Source organism: Synergistaceae bacterium, assembly GCA_031272035.1.
GTDB lineage: Bacteria > Synergistota > Synergistia > Synergistales > Aminobacteriaceae > JAISSA01.
This window is the reverse complement of record JAISUO010000083.1, coordinates 1-18843: the sequence shown is the minus strand read 5'-3', so window position 1 is coordinate 18843 and position 18843 is coordinate 1. Positions and strand designations below refer to the sequence as shown.

The window sequence follows — 18843 nt, the reverse complement described above, 5'->3', positions numbered from 1 at the left end:
CAGGCAATTCGGCTTTAAACGTTCTGCGAGTATCAATTAACACCAAATCGAGGTTAAAGGCCCGGACCGCAGGTTTCGCCTCGTGAAGATGATACCGCTCGCCTCACATTCGGGGCAGCTTCACGGGGACGCGGTCCGCGATGGTGAGGCTGTTTTCCGTGACGTCGCAGTCCATGGCCGTGATCCGGACTCCCGCCGCCTTCGCCGCGGCGAGAGCTTCGCAGAAAGCCGGATGATTGGCGACGCTGGGCGTGAAATACCGCACATCCTTCATCTGTATCACGAAGACGACGTGGGCCTCGTAACCCTCCTGAAGGCTCCGGATCAGCTCGTTCAGGTGTTTGACTCCCCGAACCGTTGGCGCGTCGGGAAACAGCGCGACGCCGTCGTTCTCCAGAGTCACGCCTTTGACTTCCATGAATATTTTCCGTTTTTTCCGCTTCCGGGTCTGACGCGTTTCCACGTAAAAATCGAAACGGGAGTCGCCGTATTTCGTTTCGGGCCTTATCCGCTCAATGTCCTTCAGATACCTGCCGGACCGAAGGTGCTCCATCCACACCCGATTGGGGGCCTGGCTGTCCATGTTGACCAGCCGGCGGCCCTTTCGGACGGAGATCAAATCGTACTTCGTGGAGCGACCGGGGTTGACCGCTCTTTCCGCGTAAACCGCCGCTCCGGGGATCAGCAGCTCCCTGCAGCGTCCGGTGTTTTTCACGTGGCATATTTCCACCTGGCCGTCGATTTCCACCTCGGCGATGAACCGGTTGGGCCGGGCAAGAAAAAAACCGGCGCGTATGCCGTTATAGATCATCGCGCCGCAAAACCTCCGGTCAGCTCCGGGCTTTGACCATCACTCCCACGCCGTCGGGAATGGCGGTAATCGTCGCTTTGGGGTTCTTCAGGAGCTCTTCCGCTTTTTTGACCGCCTCCTCAATGGAGTGGGCGGGAATCAGCTGGAACTCCCGAACCATGTCGTCCGGCGCGTCCGAAATGTAGATCACCCGGGCGTGCTGCAGAACCCGGGCCAGAATCTGGGATTCCCACTGGTCGATTCGGGTTTGCGTTTTCGGGGTTTGCAGGAAGGTTTTCGTCATCCGGCCGAGGTCCTTTTCCTCCGCGAAGGTTTTGTAGAACTCCTCTCCGCCGTGGCCGTCGTTGGATTTTGCGATCATGATGATGACGCCGTCCTTTTTGACCGTGGCCTCCGCGGCCGTCATGCCCTTGACCGCCTGGTAGATATTCTGATCCAGAGGGTAGCCGCCGTTGGTGGAGATGACGATGTCGGCGGGGATGGCGTCGACCTGGCACCGCTCCGCAAGGAACTCCCGCCCGATCCGGTGCGCCAGGTCCACGTCGCCGGCCACCGCGTAAATAACCTCCTTGTCGGCGTTGATGACCACGTTGCAGATGAAGGCGAGGCGGGCGGCGCGGGCGGCGTAGAGCATGTCGATATGAATGGGGTTGCCATCCACGATGCCGGTCCGGGCGCAGGAGCTGTCGATGAACTCCGCGTTGTGGTTGTAGAGCACGGTCTCCCGGTTCACGATGCCGGGCAGTACGCTTTTTCTGCCGCCGGAGAAGCCCGCGAAGAAGTGGGGCTCGATGAAGCCCTCGGACACGAGAAGGTCCGCTTCGGCGGCGAGTTTATTAACGATGATCTTTCCGCCGGAGGGGAGTTTGCCCAGATAAACAACCTCGGAGGTGTCGCAGTTGTGGATGACGATGTGCTCGCGCTCCACGATTTCGCTTCCAAATTTGTTGATCAGCTCTTCTTTTGTGGTCTCCCGATGGCAGCCCGTGGAGACGAGGATGGTGATTTTCGCGTCCGGACTGCCCTTCCGGATCTCCGCCAGCATGGAGGGCACGATGAATTTGCTGGGGACCGGGCGGGTGTGGTCGCTGGCGATGAGGACCACGTTGCGCTTTCCTTCCGCCATGATGCTCAGCGGCGGGGTTCCCGCGGGGTTGCTCAGGGCCTGATCCACCAGTTCTTTCTGAGAAGCGGCAGCCCTGTAACTGTGCATTCGGGAAACCAGCTCTCCCTTGAAGCGGTCGTCGGGAATCGTGTAAGTGAGGGATTCCTTCCCAAAGGGAAACGAAACTGTCGGCATAAAATACCCCTCCTTCATTTTTTGAATGACCAATATCTGCTGCTGCCAATCGACACAAAACCAACTATATGATACCCGATAGCCGGCTGAAATCATATATATTCCCTTGTTGAATTTTTATTACGACCGGTCTATACTGGTCAATTGAGGTGAGAGTAATGCAAATCGTGGGAGCTTATGAAGCAAAAACAAAATTGTCCGCTCTGCTGGACAGAGTCGAAAGCGGCGAGTCATTTATGATCACCCGGCATGGCAGTCCCGTTGCGGTGCTGACCAGGCCGGCGGAAGATCAATTTACCAACGCTCAGAAAGCTATAGAAGGACTGCTGGCCACACGCCAGAAATTCGCACAGGCATTCGAGGGTCTGGACAGTCAGGGAGTAAAAGCCCTGATCGAAGAAGGGCGCAGGTAATGAGGACATCCTTCGTCATTGACGCTTCGGTGATCATTTCGTGGCGCGACCCGAGACCGCAGGAGAGTTATGGGCAGAACATTCTGACCCTCATGAACAGGGAAAGCGCCATTGTGCCGGTCATATGCTGCATGGAAGTCAACAATGTTTTGCGGCAATTCGAGAAACGGGGATTGATTACCCGCGAGACGACGCTGGAAACCATTGAGCTCATCTCCGGCCTCCCGATCAGCGTGGATGAAGCGCCTGTGAACTTCAGAATGCCGCGGGTGGAGGCGTTGGCGCGCAGGTATGATCTGACGATTTACGACGCCTGTTATCTGGAGTTGGCCGCCCGGCTTGCTCTGCCGCTGGCGACGATGGACAGCAAACTGATCGCCGCTTTAAAAAATGCCGGACTCGCCCTGAAAACCGCCTGACAGGATACCCGAAAACGTATGAGACAAACAATCCCGCGCCGGTGCTTTCGACGCGGGACCACTTTTGTGTATTTACTTTTAGTCTTTTACTTCTTTTACTGGGAGGCCGGCGTGGAATCCTGCTGCTGCGTCACCTGCGTGACGGGGGTCACGTGCCCGCGCCGGTGCAGCTTCAGGTCCTCATGGCGCCCCACGGAAACCCAGAACATCACCGCCAGCGCCACGACGAAGGCCGTGAGGACGAAGTACTTCACCCAGCCGGGAACAGGCCCCTCCGGGCGAAGGTGCCCTTCCTCCACGTCGCGCTTGTGGTTGAGGGCCATCGCGTAGAAAACGATGGTCGCGATAACGAAAATCAGCGACCAGCGGGTCTGCTGCCCGTCTGAACCCACCATGGCCCAAAGGCTGTACACGGACGCGATAATAATAATTACGGAATATTTGAAATAAGATTTGTTGTCCATCTTATGCCAGCCCAGAACCTTCAGGGCCACGGCCGAGTAGATGTAGGGCAGCAGGGTCATGATGACCGCGATGGAGGCGATTTTGCCGAACTGGCTGCTGGCCGTGGGGGACATGGTGGCCAGCACCTGAACCGTCATGAAACAGGCCACCAGAGTCAGGCCCATGGAGGGAACGTCCTTCTCGTTGACCTTCGCGAAGAGGCTGGGGAAAAGGCCGTCGTCCGCCGCCGCCTTCGCCGTCTGGCCCACCAGCAGGGTCCAGCCCGCCAGAGAGCCCAGGCACCCGATGGCCGCGCAGATCGCCACGGCCTTTCCGGCCACAGGCCCCAGCGCGATCTGAGCCGCGTCGACGAAGGGCGCCGAGGAGGCCACAAGGTCTTTGTTGGGGATCATCCCCATGATGACCGTCGAGCTCAAAACGTAGCAGACAGCCGCAATGAGCACGCCTCCCACCGTGGCGATGGGGACATTTTTCGAGGGGTTTTCCACAACTCCGGCGGAGACCGACGCGCTTTCAACGCCGATGAAGGCCCAGAGCGTGAAGTTGAGCGTGGCGCCCACGGCCCCCAGGGCGCTGTGCCCCGAAACGTTCCAGCCCGCCGCGTAGACCGACGGCTTGAACCAGAACCAGCCGATAATCGCGATTCCGATGATGGGAACCAGAGCGAAGGACGTCGTGCAGGACTGAATTTTCCCAACGGTTTTAGGGCCGAGAATGTTGGCCCAGGTGAAAAACCAGATGACCACGATCTGGGCGAGGGCCGAAATCAGCGGGTCCTTCAGCTCGGGGAAAAAGGCTGTCAGGTAGCCGATGCCCGCCACGGCAAGCCCTGCGTTGCCCACCACGTTGGCCAGCCAGTAAATGAGGTTGGTCTGATAGCCCATGTAGTCGCCAAAGGCCTTTCGCGTGTAGGCGTAGGGGCCGCCAGCTATGGGGTCCAGAGCCGCCAGCTTCGCGAAGACCAGCGCCAGCGACACGGAGCCCACAATCGTGACGATCCACCCCAGAAGCGCGATACCTCCCGTGGCGGCCAGGTTGGCGGGGAGCATGAACACCCCTGAACCCATCATGTTGCCGGCCACCATCAGCGTCGCGGCGACCAGGCCAATTTTGTTGGAGCTCTTCGCTCCGGCGTCTTCCGCCATTGTTCATGCCTCCTTTACGCACAAAATGTGGTATTTTCCGTCCTTCACTTCCACGCCGTGGGTATCGTGGGCAAAGCCGGGGAAACGCGCGTCAAACGACTCCAGCGAGCGCAGATAGGCGATCATGGGGCTGTCGTCCGGCCCCGCGTTTTCGCCTGGCATCAGAAGCGGAATCCCCGGCGGGTAGGGCACGACTCCCGTGGCCACGGTGCGGTTTGCGAGTTTGTCCAGCGTTACGGACTCGACGCTGCCCTTCACCAGAATTTCGTAGGCCTCCACCGGGCTCATTTTCGGCTGAGGCAGCACGGAAAAGGCCCTTGACAGATAAGCGGTGGTCTGAAACTCGTTCATGGCCCTGAACATCTCGTCGGCCAGGTCGCGAAGCCCCATTTTTCCGTAATGGTCGGGGGACGCCTCCAGCAGGCCGGGCAGCACTCTGGACAGGGGGGCGTTGTCGTCGTAATCTCTCTTGAACTCCAGCAGCGCGTTCAGCAGGGAGCCCCATTTCCCCTTTGTGATGCCCATGGAGAAGAGGACGAGGATGGTGAAATCGGTGGTTTTCTCCACCACGATGCCGTCCTGGTCGAGGTACATGGTGAGGATGGAGGCCGGAATGCCCTGCTTCAGGAGCACGCCGTCGTCCCCCATGCCGGGGGTGAGGATGGAGACCTTGATCGGGTCCAGCATGCAGTAGCCGTCCTCCAGACCCTCGAACCCGTGCCATTTTGCTCCGGGGTGCAGGACCCAGCAGTTCGGGTTGCCCGTCAGAATCTCCTCCGAGGCCTCGTAGAAGGGGATGGTCTTTCCGTTTTCCTGCACTTCGTCCGGCTGCCAGGTGGTGAAGAACCAGTCGTTTTTCTCCTGATAGGTGCGGTGGAGGCGCGACAGCATCTGGCGGAAGGCCACCGCCTCGCGGATGGAGTCCGTGGTCAGCGAGTAGCCCCCCGGCCCGTCCATCATGGCCGCGCTGACGTCGTTGGAGGCGATGATGGCGTACTGGGGCGAGGTGGAGGAGTGCATCATGAAGGATTCGTTGAAACGCTCGTGAGAAATGCTGTTGCGCCCGTCCCGAACGTGAACCATGGACGCCTGGGAAAGGGCCGCCAGCAGCTTGTGAGTGGAGTGGGTCGCGAAGACGGTGGGGCGGTCTTTGGAATACTCCGCCGGGTCGCCGTGCATGGCGAATCGCTTCGTGTAAATCGGGTTGAATCGGGCGTAGCCGTACCAGGCCTCGTCGAAATGCAGGCGGTCCACCGTTTTCCCCAGAAGCTCCTCCACCCGGGAGACGTTGTAGCACAGGCCGTCATAGGTGGAGTTCGTGATGACCGCGTGGACGGGGGTGGGGTCGATGCCCTGCCGGACCAGAGCGTTGTCCGAGATGCTCTTTTTGACGACCTCCGGCGTCAGTTTTTCGGGGTAGATCGGCCCGATGATGCCGTAGCGGTTGCGGGAGGGCATGAGGTACGTGGGAATCGCTCCGGTCATGGTCATTGAGTGCTCCACGGACTTGTGGCAGTTGCGGTCGCAGAGGACGACCTGATCCCGGGTGACGCTGGCCATGAGGATGATCCGGTTCGACGTGGAGGATCCGTTGGTGACGTAGTAGGTGCGGTGAGCGCCGAAGACCTTGGCTGCGTACTGCTCCCCCCTGCCGATGGGGCCGGAGTGGTCCAGCAGGGACCCCAGCTCGCCCACGGAGATGGACAGGTCGGACCGCAGCAGATTTTCCCCGAAGAAATTGAAAAACGCGCGCCCCACGGGGGACTTCAGAAACGCCGTGCCGCCGGTGTGTCCCGGGGTGTGCCAGGAGTACTCGTGGACGCCGGAGAACTCCACCAGCGCCTCGAACATGGGAGGCAAAAGCATTCGTCTGTAGCGGGCGGCAGCGGCGGAGATGCGCCCGGTGACGAAGTCGGGGGTGTCCTCCAGAAGCCAGATCAGGTCGCTGGCCTTGCCGATGATGTCCACCGGAATCTCCTGCACCGTCCCCCTGTCGGACATCAGAAAAACGGGCAGAACGCTGGACTGGGAGCGAATGGCCTCCATAATGGCGATGGCGTCCCCGTGGTCCTCGTCGCCCGGAAGGTTCCAGTCCAGAATCACCGCCTGGAGGGTCGCGTCGGAGGAGATGATGGCAATGGCGTCGTCCAGAGAGACGGCTTCGACGACCTGCGCCTCCTCTTTGCTCAAATCCCTGATCAGCGCCTGGGCCGCCCGTCCCGTGGCCGTGTTCGCGCCGAGGTCTCTGCACACGAATAAAACTCTGAAACTCAGATTGTTGCCCAACAGATCCAACATGTTTCTCACCCTTTTCCTTTCCCTGCAAATCCTCGCAAAACCTGGCAAATACCCTGCAAATATACGCCTCTCGCCGTATATTTATTTATTGCATTTTTACCTAATTTTCAAGTAAATCGTTATTATTATAAACTATTTAAAATATTTCTAACGGGGATTTTACCTCCACCAGCTTTTCGAGAGGGCCAGTCCGGCCTTGCGGGGCCAGGAGGGGGAGAGGGGCGCGATCTTGTCCCAGAGGATGAAGGAGTAGCTGCGGTCCTCGGGGCCATAGGGGAGGATTTGAGGTCGGGAGAGGCCCAACAGACCCCATTTATCGCCCGCGGCCTCCAGCTCCTCCGCGCCTTTGGGGCCCTTGAAGGCCAAAAGGCGACCTCCCGGGGCCACCAGAGGGGACAGGTACTCGGCCAGAACGGGGGCGGAGGCCAGAGCCCGGGCTCCGGCGAAGACCGCGCGCTCCCGGGCGGAGCGGGCGTAATCCTCGCAGCGCGCCCAGACCACGGAGACGTTGGAGAGGCCCAGAGCCGCGGCGATTTCCTCCGTGGCGCGGCATTTTTTGCGGACGCTGTCCAGAAGCGTCACGGAAAGGTCGGGTCTGCACATGGCCCAGACCATGCCGGGAAGGCCGCCCCCGCTGCCCACGTCGATCACGCCGCCGCCTTCGGGCAGCAGCGGCACGGACCACAGGGAGTCCGTCACGTGGACGTCGTAAATTTCACCGGCCTCTCTGGAGCCCGTGAGACGGGCCGTGACGCAGGCGGCCAGAAGTTCCGCGTAGCGCCTCAGCTTCGGCTCCCATAATTTTTCCAGTTCCCTTTTTCCCTCGCGAAGTGTATCCTCAGACGGTCCGTTCATGAATGGACAGCACACCCTTCTTTTTGTCTGGCCTATTCTATCATTGCATCGTTCCGACGAAACAGGCGACGACGAAAGAGGCGGAAATAACGAAGCGGAAAGGAGAGGGCGAAATGGGTTTTTTTGAGGAGGTTCTGGAGGCGGCGGGGCAGAAGCCGGACTCGGCTGTGGAGCGTCTGGTGCTGGGATGGCACGCCAGCAGTCTCGCGGCCTCCGACGGGCGGTGGGGCGTTGGATTTGTCCCCGCCTCCGCGAAGGAGGCCCACGTGGCCCGGGAACCCCACACGACCATGCTGCTGGAGGGGACGCTGCAGCGTCTGGCGGCTCTTCTGGTCTCTCCCTTCCCTCAGGAGTTTGCCGCGGCCACGGCAGCCTGCGCGGCGCTCTTCCCCTTCCCCGCCGGCGGCTTCCGGATGGACGCCATCATGCCCGCGGCCCGGGGAGATCGGGTGGCCGTGCTGGGGTACGAGCGGGACCTGGCCCCCCTCATGAGGGACTGGGGATGGAAACTGGCCATATTCGACGACCTGCGGCGCAGCCCGGACTGCTTCCCTCAAAAGGACTTCGAGGAGGGCGTTCGGGCCGCCGACTGGGTGTGGCTGACCCCCGACGCCATACGGGACCGCTGGCTGATTTCCACGGCGGACGCCCTGCGTGAAAAAAAAGGCTGCTTTCTTCAGGGGCCCGGTCTTCCCTGTCTGCCGGAGAGCTTCCGCGCCCTGGGCGTCACGCATCTGGTGAACCCCGGCGTCCCGGAGGACCGTCGGGAGCGGCTCTTCGCCCATATTGCCGCGGGGGGAACCCTGTGGCTCTGTCCGGACGTGGAGTGGAAAATTCACTTCACAAGCTCCTGATTATTTCTGACCTTCTGGTCCTCAAATCGTCAATTTGTCGAATATGGGTCTTGCATTTTTCAGACGTTTGAGGTCGTCCACAACATCCACTTATCCACAATTCCCACAAAAAAGGCACTTTTTCCCCCTGTATCCACGTCTTATCCACAGGCTTATCCACTTATCCACAGGGATGCCCGAATGAGATGAGTTTCAGGACTCATATCCGTAAGTAATAAGTTTTATAGTTTGCGCGACTTTTACCGATGTTTTATAATGCGGGACTGAATAACTGGCAAACCGCGCAGGTTGGAGGTCGAGCCGGGTTTGATAAGAAAATTGCTGCTTCGCGTCTGTCTTTTCGTGGTCATCTTTGGAGGGCTGGGGGTGACTTTGATCATATGGGGGCCGCTTTTGCCCCTGGTTCTGCAATACGGGATCGACCACTACGGCGGCGCCGCCGTTCCCGCCCTGACCGTGGACAGGGTGAGCGGAAACCTCGCCGGCGGAATCACCCTTGAGGGCATTGAACTCGTTTCCGGGGACGCCGTTCTCCTGCAGGCCGGCCGTCTCGGGGCGCGCCTCTCCTGGGAGGATCTGAGGCGGGGCGTTCCCTGGCTTTCGGATCTGGAGATGAGCGGCCTGCGGACGACTCTGGAAAACCTGAACCTCCTCTCCGCTCACTACGGCGGCGGAGAGAAGAAGGAAAATTCCTCTCCCCTGGAGCTGCGCCCGATTCGCGTGGAGCTGCGGGACCTGGCCCTGTCCGCCGGCTCGCGTTCCTTCCGGCTGGACGAGGCCCTGCTGACCCCGGAGGGGCGACTGACTCTCTCCGCGGACGCGGCGGGACTGCCCCTGCGGGGAGAGGGAAGCCTTGTTTTTTCGCCTCTCGAAGCCCGTTCTTTCACCCTTTCGGCCGGAACCGGACAGGCCTCTCTTGAGGGCCGCCTTCAGCCCCCCTTCGACCTTCGCGGGGAGTTCCGCTCCCTGAAGCTGGAGGAGTTTCTCTCCGCGTTTCTCCGGAACGAAGAAGGAAAAGAAGAAGGAAAAACAGAAGAAAAAATAAAGGGAAAAGGCAATTTCGACGGAAACTTCAGCTTGCAGGGCGAAGGGGAATCCCTGACGGGCAGGGGCCGGATCGGCCTGACGAGGGGAGAAGTCGAGGGCATTGCCGTGAGCGCCGAAATTCCGTGGAATTACGGAGAGGGTCAGCTTTTCGTCCCCTGGGCGGAGATAAAGAGCCTTTCCGCCGACGTCGCCCTCGGGGTTTCCGCGGATTTGCGTCCCGTTCCTCAGTCCGACCGGTTTTTTGTGCGGGGGACGGCCCGAAACATCTCCATGAAAAAAATCAACGACGCCTTTTCGTCGAAACTGGACCTGAAACCCAGGTTCGACGGGGAGGGGGGCATGGTGGACTTCTGGGTTTCCGGCGACCGGACGGGTTCGACGGCTGGGAAGGCCTTCGTCCGCGTTCCGGATTTTCGCGTGGACGACAGGCAGCTGGTGAAGGGCCTTCGCACCGAAGTTTTCCTGTCGCCGGGGCTGAGGGTTTTCATCCGGGGCAGCGGCGAGGTTTTCGGGGCGCAGCTCACCACCTCCGGGGAGCCTCTGGGGGAAAACGGCCGGCTGCACCCGAAAATGACCCTGTCCCTTGAGGGAATGGACACCGCGCTTCTGGCGGCGGCCCTGCCCGGAGCGGCGTCTCTGGCTCCCTCCGGAAAGGCGTCCCTCACCCTGAACATCGACGACCGGCGGATCATGGGGGCTTTGAGCTCTCCAAAGCTGACGGCCGGGGGAATCACCCTCACGGATTTGTCCGCCGCGGTTCATTTCGACGAAAAACAGGTGATTTTTCTGGACGAGCTGAAGGGCAAACTGGGCAAAGCTCCCCTGAACCTGTCCGGGACGGCCAGCCTGAAAACCGGAGCCCTGTGGTTCGACGGCCTCATCAGCGGGCTGGACCCCGCCTCCCTCCCGCCGCTGAAGGGCAGCGTGTCCGGCCTCTGCGACGTCTCCGCCACCGTGAGAGGAACCCTGAGCTCTCCCCGGGCGGAGGCGGTGATCTCCAGCAGGGAGGTTCGAGTCGGCGACTTTCCCATCCGGCGGGTGAAGCTGGCGGGAAGCTACGCCGGCAGTCGGGTGACGATCCCCGAAACGACTCTGGAGCTTCCGGGCGGCGCGGCGGTCTTTCAGGGGTTCGTGGACCTGCCGAAGCGGTCGGAGCCCGTTCTGAACCTGTCGGGAAGCCTGAAGGGGCTGGACCTGTCCAAAATGTTCCCCGCCGACGGCGCGTCTCCGGGAGGGCGGGTCAGCGCCAGCCTGAACGTCTCCGGGCCGGTAAGCGCCGCCGCCCTGAAGGCCGTCCTCCAGTCGGACCGGATCGCCGTGGCCTCCATGGACGTTCGGGATCTTTACCTCGACTTCGCGGGAACCACGCGGAACGTGGCGGTTCAGACGGTTCGCGCCAAAATCGACGGGGGCTCTCTGGAGGGGCGGGGGAAGGTGACCTTCGACCGTCGGGGGGACATGGACGTGATGATGAAGGTGAAGAATCTGGAGGTCCGCTCCCTGCTGGCGAAGTTCGGGCTCGACGCGGGAGTGGGAGGCAACCTGGACGGGACGCTGCGCCTGTGGGGAACTCCGCGCCGACCAAACGTGACCTTGGACGTGCTGGCCCCCCTGACCGTGAACGAAACGCTGGTGGACCGCCTGTCCCTGACGGTGAGCGCGCCGGAAAGAGGGCGGTTCGACCTGGGAATCCGGGGGGATCTGGGCTCGGCGCGGCTGGACCTGAAGGGCCGTCTCCAGCGGAACAAAGGGGGCTGGGACTACGAGGTGGAAAGCGCCCCTCTGGATCTGGACGGGCTGGTGTCGGCAAAGATGCCCTCCATGAAGGGGACCCTGAAGGGAACGGCCAACGTGAAGGTCACGGGGCGTCTCAACGGCCGCCGGAGCGGAAAGGCGGGCGCGGAACCCGTCAACCTGGCGGTCATGATCCCCTCCCTTTCGGCGGCGGGAGTGACGGTGAAAAATATCCTGCTGCCCCTCCGGTATCTCGGGAACCAGGCGACGCTTCGAAACGGAACCGCCTCGCTGTTCGGCGGAAAAATCACCCTCAGCGGGGACGTGATGCTGAAGGAGCAGGACTGGAAGATGGCGGCGGCGGTGCGGGGGCTGGACTTTGGAGAGGCGGCCGCTCCCTTCCTGAAGGAGGGGAAGGTCGTGGGCAGCGCCGACATCCACGTCAGCGCCAACGGGAACTTCGGGACCCTGATGACCGCCTTCGCTCAGGGGGACTTCAAATCGGGCGGCGGCCATATCAGCGACCTGCCCGTGCTGGCGCTGGTCACGGAGGACAAACGCCTGCCCTTCGAGGAAATTCGAGGCTCCTTCTTCTGGGACGGCAGGGATTTGCAGCTGAACCCGGGGACTCAGGTCACGGCTCCCCCTGGAGCTCCCCTGTACCGCTATTTCGCCTTCAGCGGGCCTCTGGGCATTCCGGGGAAGGGCCTTGGGCTCATCTGCCAGGGGCGCTTCGACATTCAGGCCCTCAACAAGCTTTTGGGGGCCATGAAAAGCGCCTTCCAGCTCATGACGGGGAGCCTGGCGGGAGGAAGCGGCGGCGGGCTGGGAACGTCCCTGATACGGGGGGTGGTGGCGAAGGCCATCGGCTACACGGAGCGGGATTTCGAGGACGTCACGTTCCAGCTGAAGGGAAGCTGGAAGGAGCTGCAGCTTCTGAACCTGACGATCAGCAAATCTCTGGAGACTTACCTGCCTCTGAACCAGTTGAACAGCGACGCCGAGAGGGAGAAGGACACGGAGAGAAAATTCCAGTTCAGCCTCACCATTCCCGCCGGCCCCGGAGGAGCGGAAGATGAAGAAGGAGACACCGAAAATCAGATTAAAAAACAGTTCCTCGACAATCTGCTGAACCAAATTTATTGAAAAATGAGTGCAGAACGTCTGCCGTTATGATATTCTGATACTCTCACCCGCGAACAAACGGGGGAATAAGTGTTTTATCGGAGTGTTTTGTTTTATTGATTTTACGGAATGTGTTTCTGACGAGGAGTATGAGGGAAATGGATTGCGAACTGGCTGTTAAAATCGACGTCGATACCCTGAAGGGATACATGGAGACTATGCCTCGCCTTCTGGATCTTTTGGGAGAACGAAAAATAAGGGCGTCGGTCTTTTTTTCGACGGGGCCCGAAAATTCAAGTGGAATGCTTCAAAAAATTCTCCAGAAAGGACTTTTTGCGAAAATACTGCGTCAGGAGACGCCGCCCATCGTTTTTTCGAACCCCGACATCATGAAGCGGACGCTGAACGAGGGGCACGACTGCGGCATTCGCCGGTGGGACGGTGTCAGATGGAAGGAAACCCTTCCCAAAATGTCAAGAGAGGAGATCCGGCAGGACCTGACGAAGTCCGTGGAGGTTTTTTCCGGCGTGGCCGGAACGCCTCCCCAGTGCGCCTCCTCGCCGGGCTTTCAGGTGTCGGTGGACAGCCTGACCGTTCAGGACGAGCTGGGGTTCGTCTACTGCAGCGACGTTCGTGGGAAATATCCCTTTCTGCCCCAGATGGGCGGGGTGGTTTTCCGCACGCTGCAGATTCCCGCCACCCTTCCGCCCTTCGATGGGCTCCGGCAGATGGGGATGGATGTGGAAACCGTGCACGACCGCTACCTTGACCTTCTGGAGCCGGGACTGAACGTCTGCACCATTCGGGGGGAAAAGTACGACGACGCGGCCGACGCGCTTTTCCGAAAATTTTTCGACTGCTGCATCGAGGGGGAGATCCCCTTTGTGACCCTACGGGACGTGGCCCTCCGCCACCGGGGAAGAACCGATCTGGGAATCTGCGACGTGGGGCTGGAGTCCGTTCCGGGGTTCGCCGGCCAGGTGGGGCTTCAGCAGGTGGGGCTTCAGAAAGAGGTTCCGCTTCCCTGAATAAGGAGGACGCGGTTTGCGATTTTCCCTGAAGTCGCTTTTCCTGTGGTCCGTTGTTCTGGCGGTCCTTCTTCTGTGTGTGCAGTTTTTCCGAAGCCTGCAGCAGTCTCCCCTTGTGTGGGAGGGCAACACCCTGAGCCTTTCTCTTGAGCTGTGGGGGCATCTTTACGCGCTCAGAAGCCTTTTGAAGCGCTACATCTACTGGATTCTGGGGTTTTACGCCCTGGTGGCGGGAGCGGTGATTTTTCTGGAGGAACAAAACCCCGACCGGGCGATTATCTGGCTGGGGACGCTGTTGCTCTTTCCCTTCGTTGGGCTGGCGGCCTACGTGATTTTTGGCCCCAACATTCGCGGGGTCCGGCCGCGCTGGCGCATTCACCGAAATTCCCTGTCCCGAAAAAAGGAGCAGAATCCGTTTTCCTCGGACGCCGCCCCGGGGCTGGAGCACCTGCTCTCCGTGTCCTGCGGCTCCGTTCCCACCTTCCGGAACGGGGTAAAAATTCTCCTGAACGGGATTGAAACCTTCTCCGCCATCAAAAAAGCCCTTGCCGGCGCGCAAAAATACATTCACATGGAATATTTTTCCATCGCCTCCGATGAGCTGGGGAGGGAGGTGCGGGACCTCCTGGCCGATCGGGCCCGGTCGGGAGTGAAGGTGCGCCTGATCTACGACGCGGTGGGAAGCTGGCGGGTAGGTCGGGAGTATCTGACGTTTCTGCGGTCCGCCGGGGTGGAGCTCCACTCCTTCATGCCCACGGCCTTCGCCCGTTTCCGCAGCGGCCTCAACAACCGCGACCATCGCAAAATTCTGGTGGTGGACGGGGCCGTCGGTTTTCTGGGGGGCCTGAATATCGGGGACATGTACCTGGGCAAAGACCCGAAAATGGGCCCCTGGCGGGATACTCACCTTCAGTTTTCGGGAGAGATTCTTCAGGAGCTGAACCGGGTGTTTCTCACCCACTGGGGAGAGTGCTCGGGGAAATTCATGGATTACCGGCGCTTTGAATACGCCCCTCCCGGCAGGGAGGAGACCACTCCGGCGCAGATCGCCACCAGCGGGCCGGGGCGGGATTTTCGGGCCATCGCGGACGGCTATTTTCACATGATCGCCTCGGCGCGGAAACGGGTGTGGATCACTACTCCTTATCTGGTGCCGGACTCCGCCATCTGCGGCGCCCTCTGCGTGGCGGCCAGAAGCGGCGTGGACGTCCGGATCATCATCCCCTCAAAGGCGGACCACATTCTGGTTTTCTGGGCATCTCAGTTCAACGTGGACCGGCTTCTGCGGAACGGAGTGCGGGTGTACAGCTACGAAGAGGGCTTCATCCACGCGAAAACCATGGTCATAGACGGAGAAATCGCCTCCGTGGGCACCACCAACCTGGACGTCCGCAGTCTGGAGCTCAATTACGAGGCCCAGGCGTTCATCCGATCCCGCTCTCTGGCGGAGGAGCTGGAGCAGATTTTTACGGAGGACTTCCGCCATTGTTTGGAGGAAAATCCGGCCCAGCGCCAGAAACGCCCCTTCCGCAAAAAACTTCAGGCCTCCGTGGGACGTCTCTGGTCGTCGCTGCTGTAATTCCGGACGGCTCTAACGCCGTCGTTTCCGGCCCAGCTCCCGAATCAGCGTCAGGCGGAACACCTCCGGAAACTCGTCGATGCGGCAGCAGCTCAGGTCGTAGCGGGCCAGAGTTTTGTCCTCCGGCTCGGGGCCTTCCGCCAGCACGAGAAGATTGGTGTCCCGGGTGAGCCCCATCAGCTTCGACACCCGGTCGTATTTGGCCAGAAACTCCAGATACTCGCCGGTCTTGGCCTCGATCCAGAAAACCTTTTCTCCCACCATCAGCAAAAAGTCGAACTCGAAGTTCTCGTCCCCCGGCAGAAGGATGTGGGGGTTCTTCATGAAGGCGAAGGGCATGTCCCGGGTGGAGGGATGGGTCGTCAGAATGGCCAGCACCCGGTCGCGGATGTAATGCTCCAGCCAGCCGCCGGAGAGGAAGTTGATGGCCGCCGGCACGCGGTTGATCCGCGCCACGATCCGGCAGTAGGGGGCCCGGCGATAGGTGAAGGTTGCGAGAAACCCCACGTCCAGCAGCATTTTGCAGAGGTTCAGCGTGTGAGTGACCTCCCGGCCCTGATACCCGATGAGGGAAAATTCAATCTCCTGCCCCTCGTTGAGGGTGGTTTTGAGCTTGTTGTAGAACGGGCGGATGGAGGTGTAGTAGCGTCCAAGAAAGCCGGCAACCTCCGAGTGGCGAGGGTCCAGGTCGCTTTCATCGGGCAGCCAGGTGACGCGGATTCCCCGGTTCGCCAGGTAAAGCCGGAGGTCCTTCAGTTTTTCCGCGGAAAAGGTGGACGGCACCCCTTTGGGCAGGGGCAAATCGTCGATGAACGGGGGAGGGGACTCCGGAGAAGGGGCGGACTCCGCCGCGTCCGGGGAGACCGTCATATCCGGTATGGTTTTCGAACCCAGCACGTTCGGCAGGAGAAACTCCAGATGCCGCCCCCGCTGAGAGCTGGAAATCGTGCGAATCAGCCCCGCCTGTTCCAGATTGTCCAGCTGCGCCAGCATCGCGGGTTTCCCGATGGACAGCGCCTCCGCCAGCCGGTTGACGCGGATGAGCCCTTCTTCCTTCCCCCGAAGCACGTCCATCAAAACGAAGAGCATCCCCAGAGGGGCGAACCCCCGAAGCGCGGATATAGCCTGAATCGAGGGATAGTCCGCAGGGTCGTAGAGGTTCGCGGGCTTCCTTTTCGACCGGGCGGAGGGGCTTTTCCGCCGGCCCTCCGGACTTTCCTCCGCCTTTATTTCCTCCGTCCTCATTTCCTCTGCCGGAACGTGGGGAGGCGTTTGAGGGGTGTCGTTTTTTATACCGGTTCTATTTTTTGTCCTGGATCTTGTTTTTCTGTTGGTATTCTTTTTAATATCGGTAATGTTTTTTATATCGGTTTTATCCTGAGCATCGGTTGCAGCCAGGGCCTTCCCGTCGTCTTCCGGAGCGGGTAAAACGGGAGGTTTCTCCATGGTTTTCTCTATCGTCTTTCTGCTGCTTAATTTCGATTTCGACTTCATTAATGATTTGCTGTCGCTGCCGTTTATATCCTTAATTGGCTTTTCTTCATCTTTTTCATGAACATGCGAAGATATAACTTCGACTTCTTCAGGCTTTGGAGCATTGACTTTCTGATTAACCTTCCTGCGCGCCCAGGGCCTGCGCGGCCTTCCTGCGGCAGTTTTAGCGGTAGTTATATTATTATCGGTATTGTTTTTGTTACTATCTTTAACAGTTGTGTTTTTATTCCCGGTAGTTTTTTCCATACTGATTTCTCCTTTGAGATGTATTGTAGCACGTTTTCTCCCGTCAGGCCAGCGCCCCCGCATCGCTCGGCAGCGGCAGGACAAAATCGGGTGAAATTGGGAGGGTTCTGTCCGGAAATCTGCCGGAGGGGTATAATGCGAAACGCGGAACGAAAAATCGAAAAATATCAGAGGGAGACCCATGACCGCGCATCAGACGGACTTTTCAAAGGGCAGCGTTTTCCGGAACATTCTGGAAGTGGCGCTGCCGATGATTGTGGCGCAGGTACTGCACCTGCTCTATAACATCGTGGACCGGCTTTATCTCGGGCGCATTCCGGGAACCGGAGCGCTGGCCCTGACGGGGGTGGGGCTTTGTTTCCCCATCATCACCTTCATTTCCGCGTTTTCCCAGCTCTTTGGAAACGGCGGGGCCCCTCTGTGCTCCATGGCCCGGGGAAGGGGGGACCTTCCGGAGGCGGCAAAAATCATGGGCACGTCCTTCACCATGCTGCTTCTCACGGGCTCGGTCCTCACCGTCGGGGGGCTGCTTTTTTACAAACCGGCCCTGTACGCTCTGGGAGCCAGCGACGCCACCTTTCCCTTCGCCGGGGAGTACCTTCAGATTTACCTCTGCGGCACCCTGTTCGTCATGATCACGCTGGGAATGAACCCCTTCATCAACAGTCAGGGCTTCGGCCGCACGGGAATGATGACGGTTCTGCTGGGGGCTGTCGTCAATATCCTGCTGGACCCGCTGTTTATCTTCACCTTCGGGATGGGGATTCGGGGAGCGGCGCTGGCGACGGTTCTTTCCCAGTGTCTGTCGGCCCTCTGGGTTTTGAGGTTCCTGACGGGAAATCAGGCCGTGCTCAGAATCACCCCCGCCATTATGCGCGTTTCTCCGCATCGGCTCCGGAGGATTGTCGCCCTGGGGCTCTCCAACTTCATCATGGGGATAACCAGCACTCTGGTTCAGTCGGTGTGCAACGTGACGACGCAGTTCTGGGGCGGAGACCTGTACGTGGGGGTCATGACCGTCCTCAACTCGGTGCGGGAGATCGTCCTGCTGCCCCTCAGCGGCCTGACCAGCGGCGCGGTCCCCGTCATGAGCTTCAACTACGGAGGTCGGGCCTTCGACAGGGTAAAAAAGGCGATTCGCTTCGTCATCCTGACGGGGGCGGGTTACACGGGGCTGATCTGGCTGGTGATCTTTTGTTTTCCGGGGTTTTTCATGAGGCTTTTTTCCAACGATCCGGTCCTGATCAAGGCGGGCGTCTCCGCGCTGCGAATTTACTTCTTCGGTTTTCTGCTGATGTCCCTGCATCTGACGGGGCAGAGCGTTTTTCTGGCGCTGGGCCGGGCCCGTCAGGCGATTTTCTTCTCTCTGTTCCGCAAAGTCATCATCGTCACGCCTCTGACCATTCTGCTGCCGAGGCTGTGGGGTCTGGGAATCGACGGAGCCTTTTGGGCGGAGCCCGTCTCCAACATTCTGAGCGGCCTGCTTTGTTTCGCCACCATGCTCTGCACCGTAGTGCGCGAGCTGAACGCCGGCCTGACCCGTGAAGAAGCGCCTCTAAAGAGAGAAGAATTATAGACTTTTCCTGATGTTCATGAACACCCTGCTCCGGCTCCTTGATGATTTTTGGAAATGTGTATAATAAAGGGCGGAGAGAGAGGAGGGAAGCCCATGCCTGAAAGCGTCGTTGAGGAAAAGGTTTTCAACTCGGAGATACGGAGAATCGACGCCGATCTTTCCGGAACGAAGAAATCGCAGGAAAAGTTCGAAGCGGAAGTGTTCAGACGCTTCGACAAGGTCGATGCGCAATTCGACAAAGTAGACGCGCAATTTGGCAGAGTGTATGCTCAATTCGACAGGGTGGATGCGCGAATAGACAAACTGGAAGCCCGTATTGACCGGGTGGACGATCGTTTGTGGTGGATATTCGGCGCGGTGATTTTGTCGATTTTAGTTCCCATTCTTCTAAAATACGTTAACTGACACAAGGGCGGAGACTTCACGGTCTCCGCCCCTCAAGAATTTCAACTCA

The 18843-nt window shown here is 59.7% G+C and carries 14 protein-coding genes; 8 read left to right on the top strand and 6 right to left on the bottom strand.

Annotation, left to right across the window (positions count from 1 at the left end; all coding sequences use genetic code 11):
* Positions 1–103: 103 nt before the first annotated feature.
* Both sfsA and larA read right to left on the bottom strand, forming a co-directional pair.
* A complete protein-coding gene (sfsA, locus tag LBR61_09830; protein ID MDR1732375.1) occupies positions 104–811 on the bottom strand; it encodes a DNA/RNA nuclease SfsA in 708 nt (235 codons plus the stop codon).
* A gap of 19 nt (positions 812–830) precedes the next feature.
* A complete protein-coding gene (larA, locus tag LBR61_09825) occupies positions 831–2111 on the bottom strand; it encodes a nickel-dependent lactate racemase (GenBank protein MDR1732374.1) in 1281 nt (426 codons plus the stop codon).
* Positions 2112–2269: 158 nt separating this feature from the next.
* Here larA and LBR61_09820 point away from each other — a divergent pair, with 158 nt between their 5' ends.
* Positions 2270–2524, top strand: coding sequence for a type II toxin-antitoxin system prevent-host-death family antitoxin (locus LBR61_09820; protein ID MDR1732373.1), 255 nt, complete (start codon positions 2270–2272; stop codon positions 2522–2524).
* A complete protein-coding gene (locus LBR61_09815) occupies positions 2524–2943 on the top strand; it encodes a type II toxin-antitoxin system VapC family toxin (protein MDR1732372.1) in 420 nt (139 codons plus the stop codon). The genes LBR61_09820 and LBR61_09815 overlap by 1 nt, the downstream gene beginning before the upstream one ends.
* Before the next feature lie 95 nt (positions 2944–3038).
* On the opposite strand, the gene adiC is transcribed toward LBR61_09815, so the two are convergent.
* The 3 genes from adiC to rsmG form a co-directional block, all read right to left on the bottom strand.
* Entirely contained in the window at positions 3039–4553 is a 1515-nt protein-coding gene (gene adiC, locus LBR61_09810; protein ID MDR1732371.1) for an arginine/agmatine antiporter, read from the bottom strand.
* 3 nt (positions 4554–4556) lie between these two features.
* Entirely contained in the window at positions 4557–6851 is a 2295-nt protein-coding gene (locus LBR61_09805) for a hypothetical protein (GenBank protein MDR1732370.1), read from the bottom strand.
* 159 nt (positions 6852–7010) lie between these two features.
* A complete protein-coding gene (gene rsmG / locus LBR61_09800) occupies positions 7011–7706 on the bottom strand; it encodes a 16S rRNA (guanine(527)-N(7))-methyltransferase RsmG (protein ID MDR1732369.1) in 696 nt (231 codons plus the stop codon).
* Positions 7707–7819: 113 nt separating this feature from the next.
* On the opposite strand from rsmG, the gene LBR61_09795 reads away from it, so the two are divergent.
* From LBR61_09795 to cls, 4 genes are all read left to right on the top strand, one after another.
* Positions 7820–8560 carry a hypothetical protein gene (locus LBR61_09795; protein MDR1732368.1) on the top strand — a complete coding sequence of 247 codons (741 nt, stop codon included), beginning with the start codon at positions 7820–7822 and terminating at the stop codon, positions 8558–8560.
* Positions 8561–8866: 306 nt separating this feature from the next.
* Complete coding sequence (locus tag LBR61_09790) at positions 8867–12487, top strand: hypothetical protein (protein ID MDR1732367.1); 3621 nt, start codon at positions 8867–8869, stop codon at positions 12485–12487.
* 137 nt (positions 12488–12624) lie between these two features.
* Positions 12625–13494, top strand: coding sequence for a polysaccharide deacetylase family protein (locus LBR61_09785; GenBank protein MDR1732366.1), 870 nt, complete (start codon positions 12625–12627; stop codon positions 13492–13494).
* A 16-nt stretch (positions 13495–13510) separates the two neighbouring features.
* Entirely contained in the window at positions 13511–15073 is a 1563-nt protein-coding gene (gene cls / locus LBR61_09780; protein MDR1732365.1) for a cardiolipin synthase, read from the top strand.
* A gap of 12 nt (positions 15074–15085) precedes the next feature.
* Here the strand turns inward: cls and LBR61_09775 are convergent, their stop codons facing one another.
* Positions 15086–16318: a hypothetical protein gene (locus LBR61_09775; GenBank protein MDR1732364.1), complete on the bottom strand. Its 1233-nt coding sequence runs from the start codon at positions 16316–16318 to the stop codon at positions 15086–15088.
* Positions 16319–16994: 676 nt separating this feature from the next.
* On the opposite strand from LBR61_09775, the gene LBR61_09770 reads away from it, so the two are divergent.
* Both LBR61_09770 and LBR61_09765 read left to right on the top strand, forming a co-directional pair.
* Positions 16995–18389: an MATE family efflux transporter gene (locus tag LBR61_09770; GenBank protein ID MDR1732363.1), complete on the top strand. Its 1395-nt coding sequence runs from the start codon at positions 16995–16997 to the stop codon at positions 18387–18389.
* 93 nt (positions 18390–18482) lie between these two features.
* Positions 18483–18794 carry a hypothetical protein gene (locus LBR61_09765; protein ID MDR1732362.1) on the top strand — a complete coding sequence of 104 codons (312 nt, stop codon included), beginning with the start codon at positions 18483–18485 and terminating at the stop codon, positions 18792–18794.
* Positions 18795–18843: the final 49 nt, after the last annotated feature.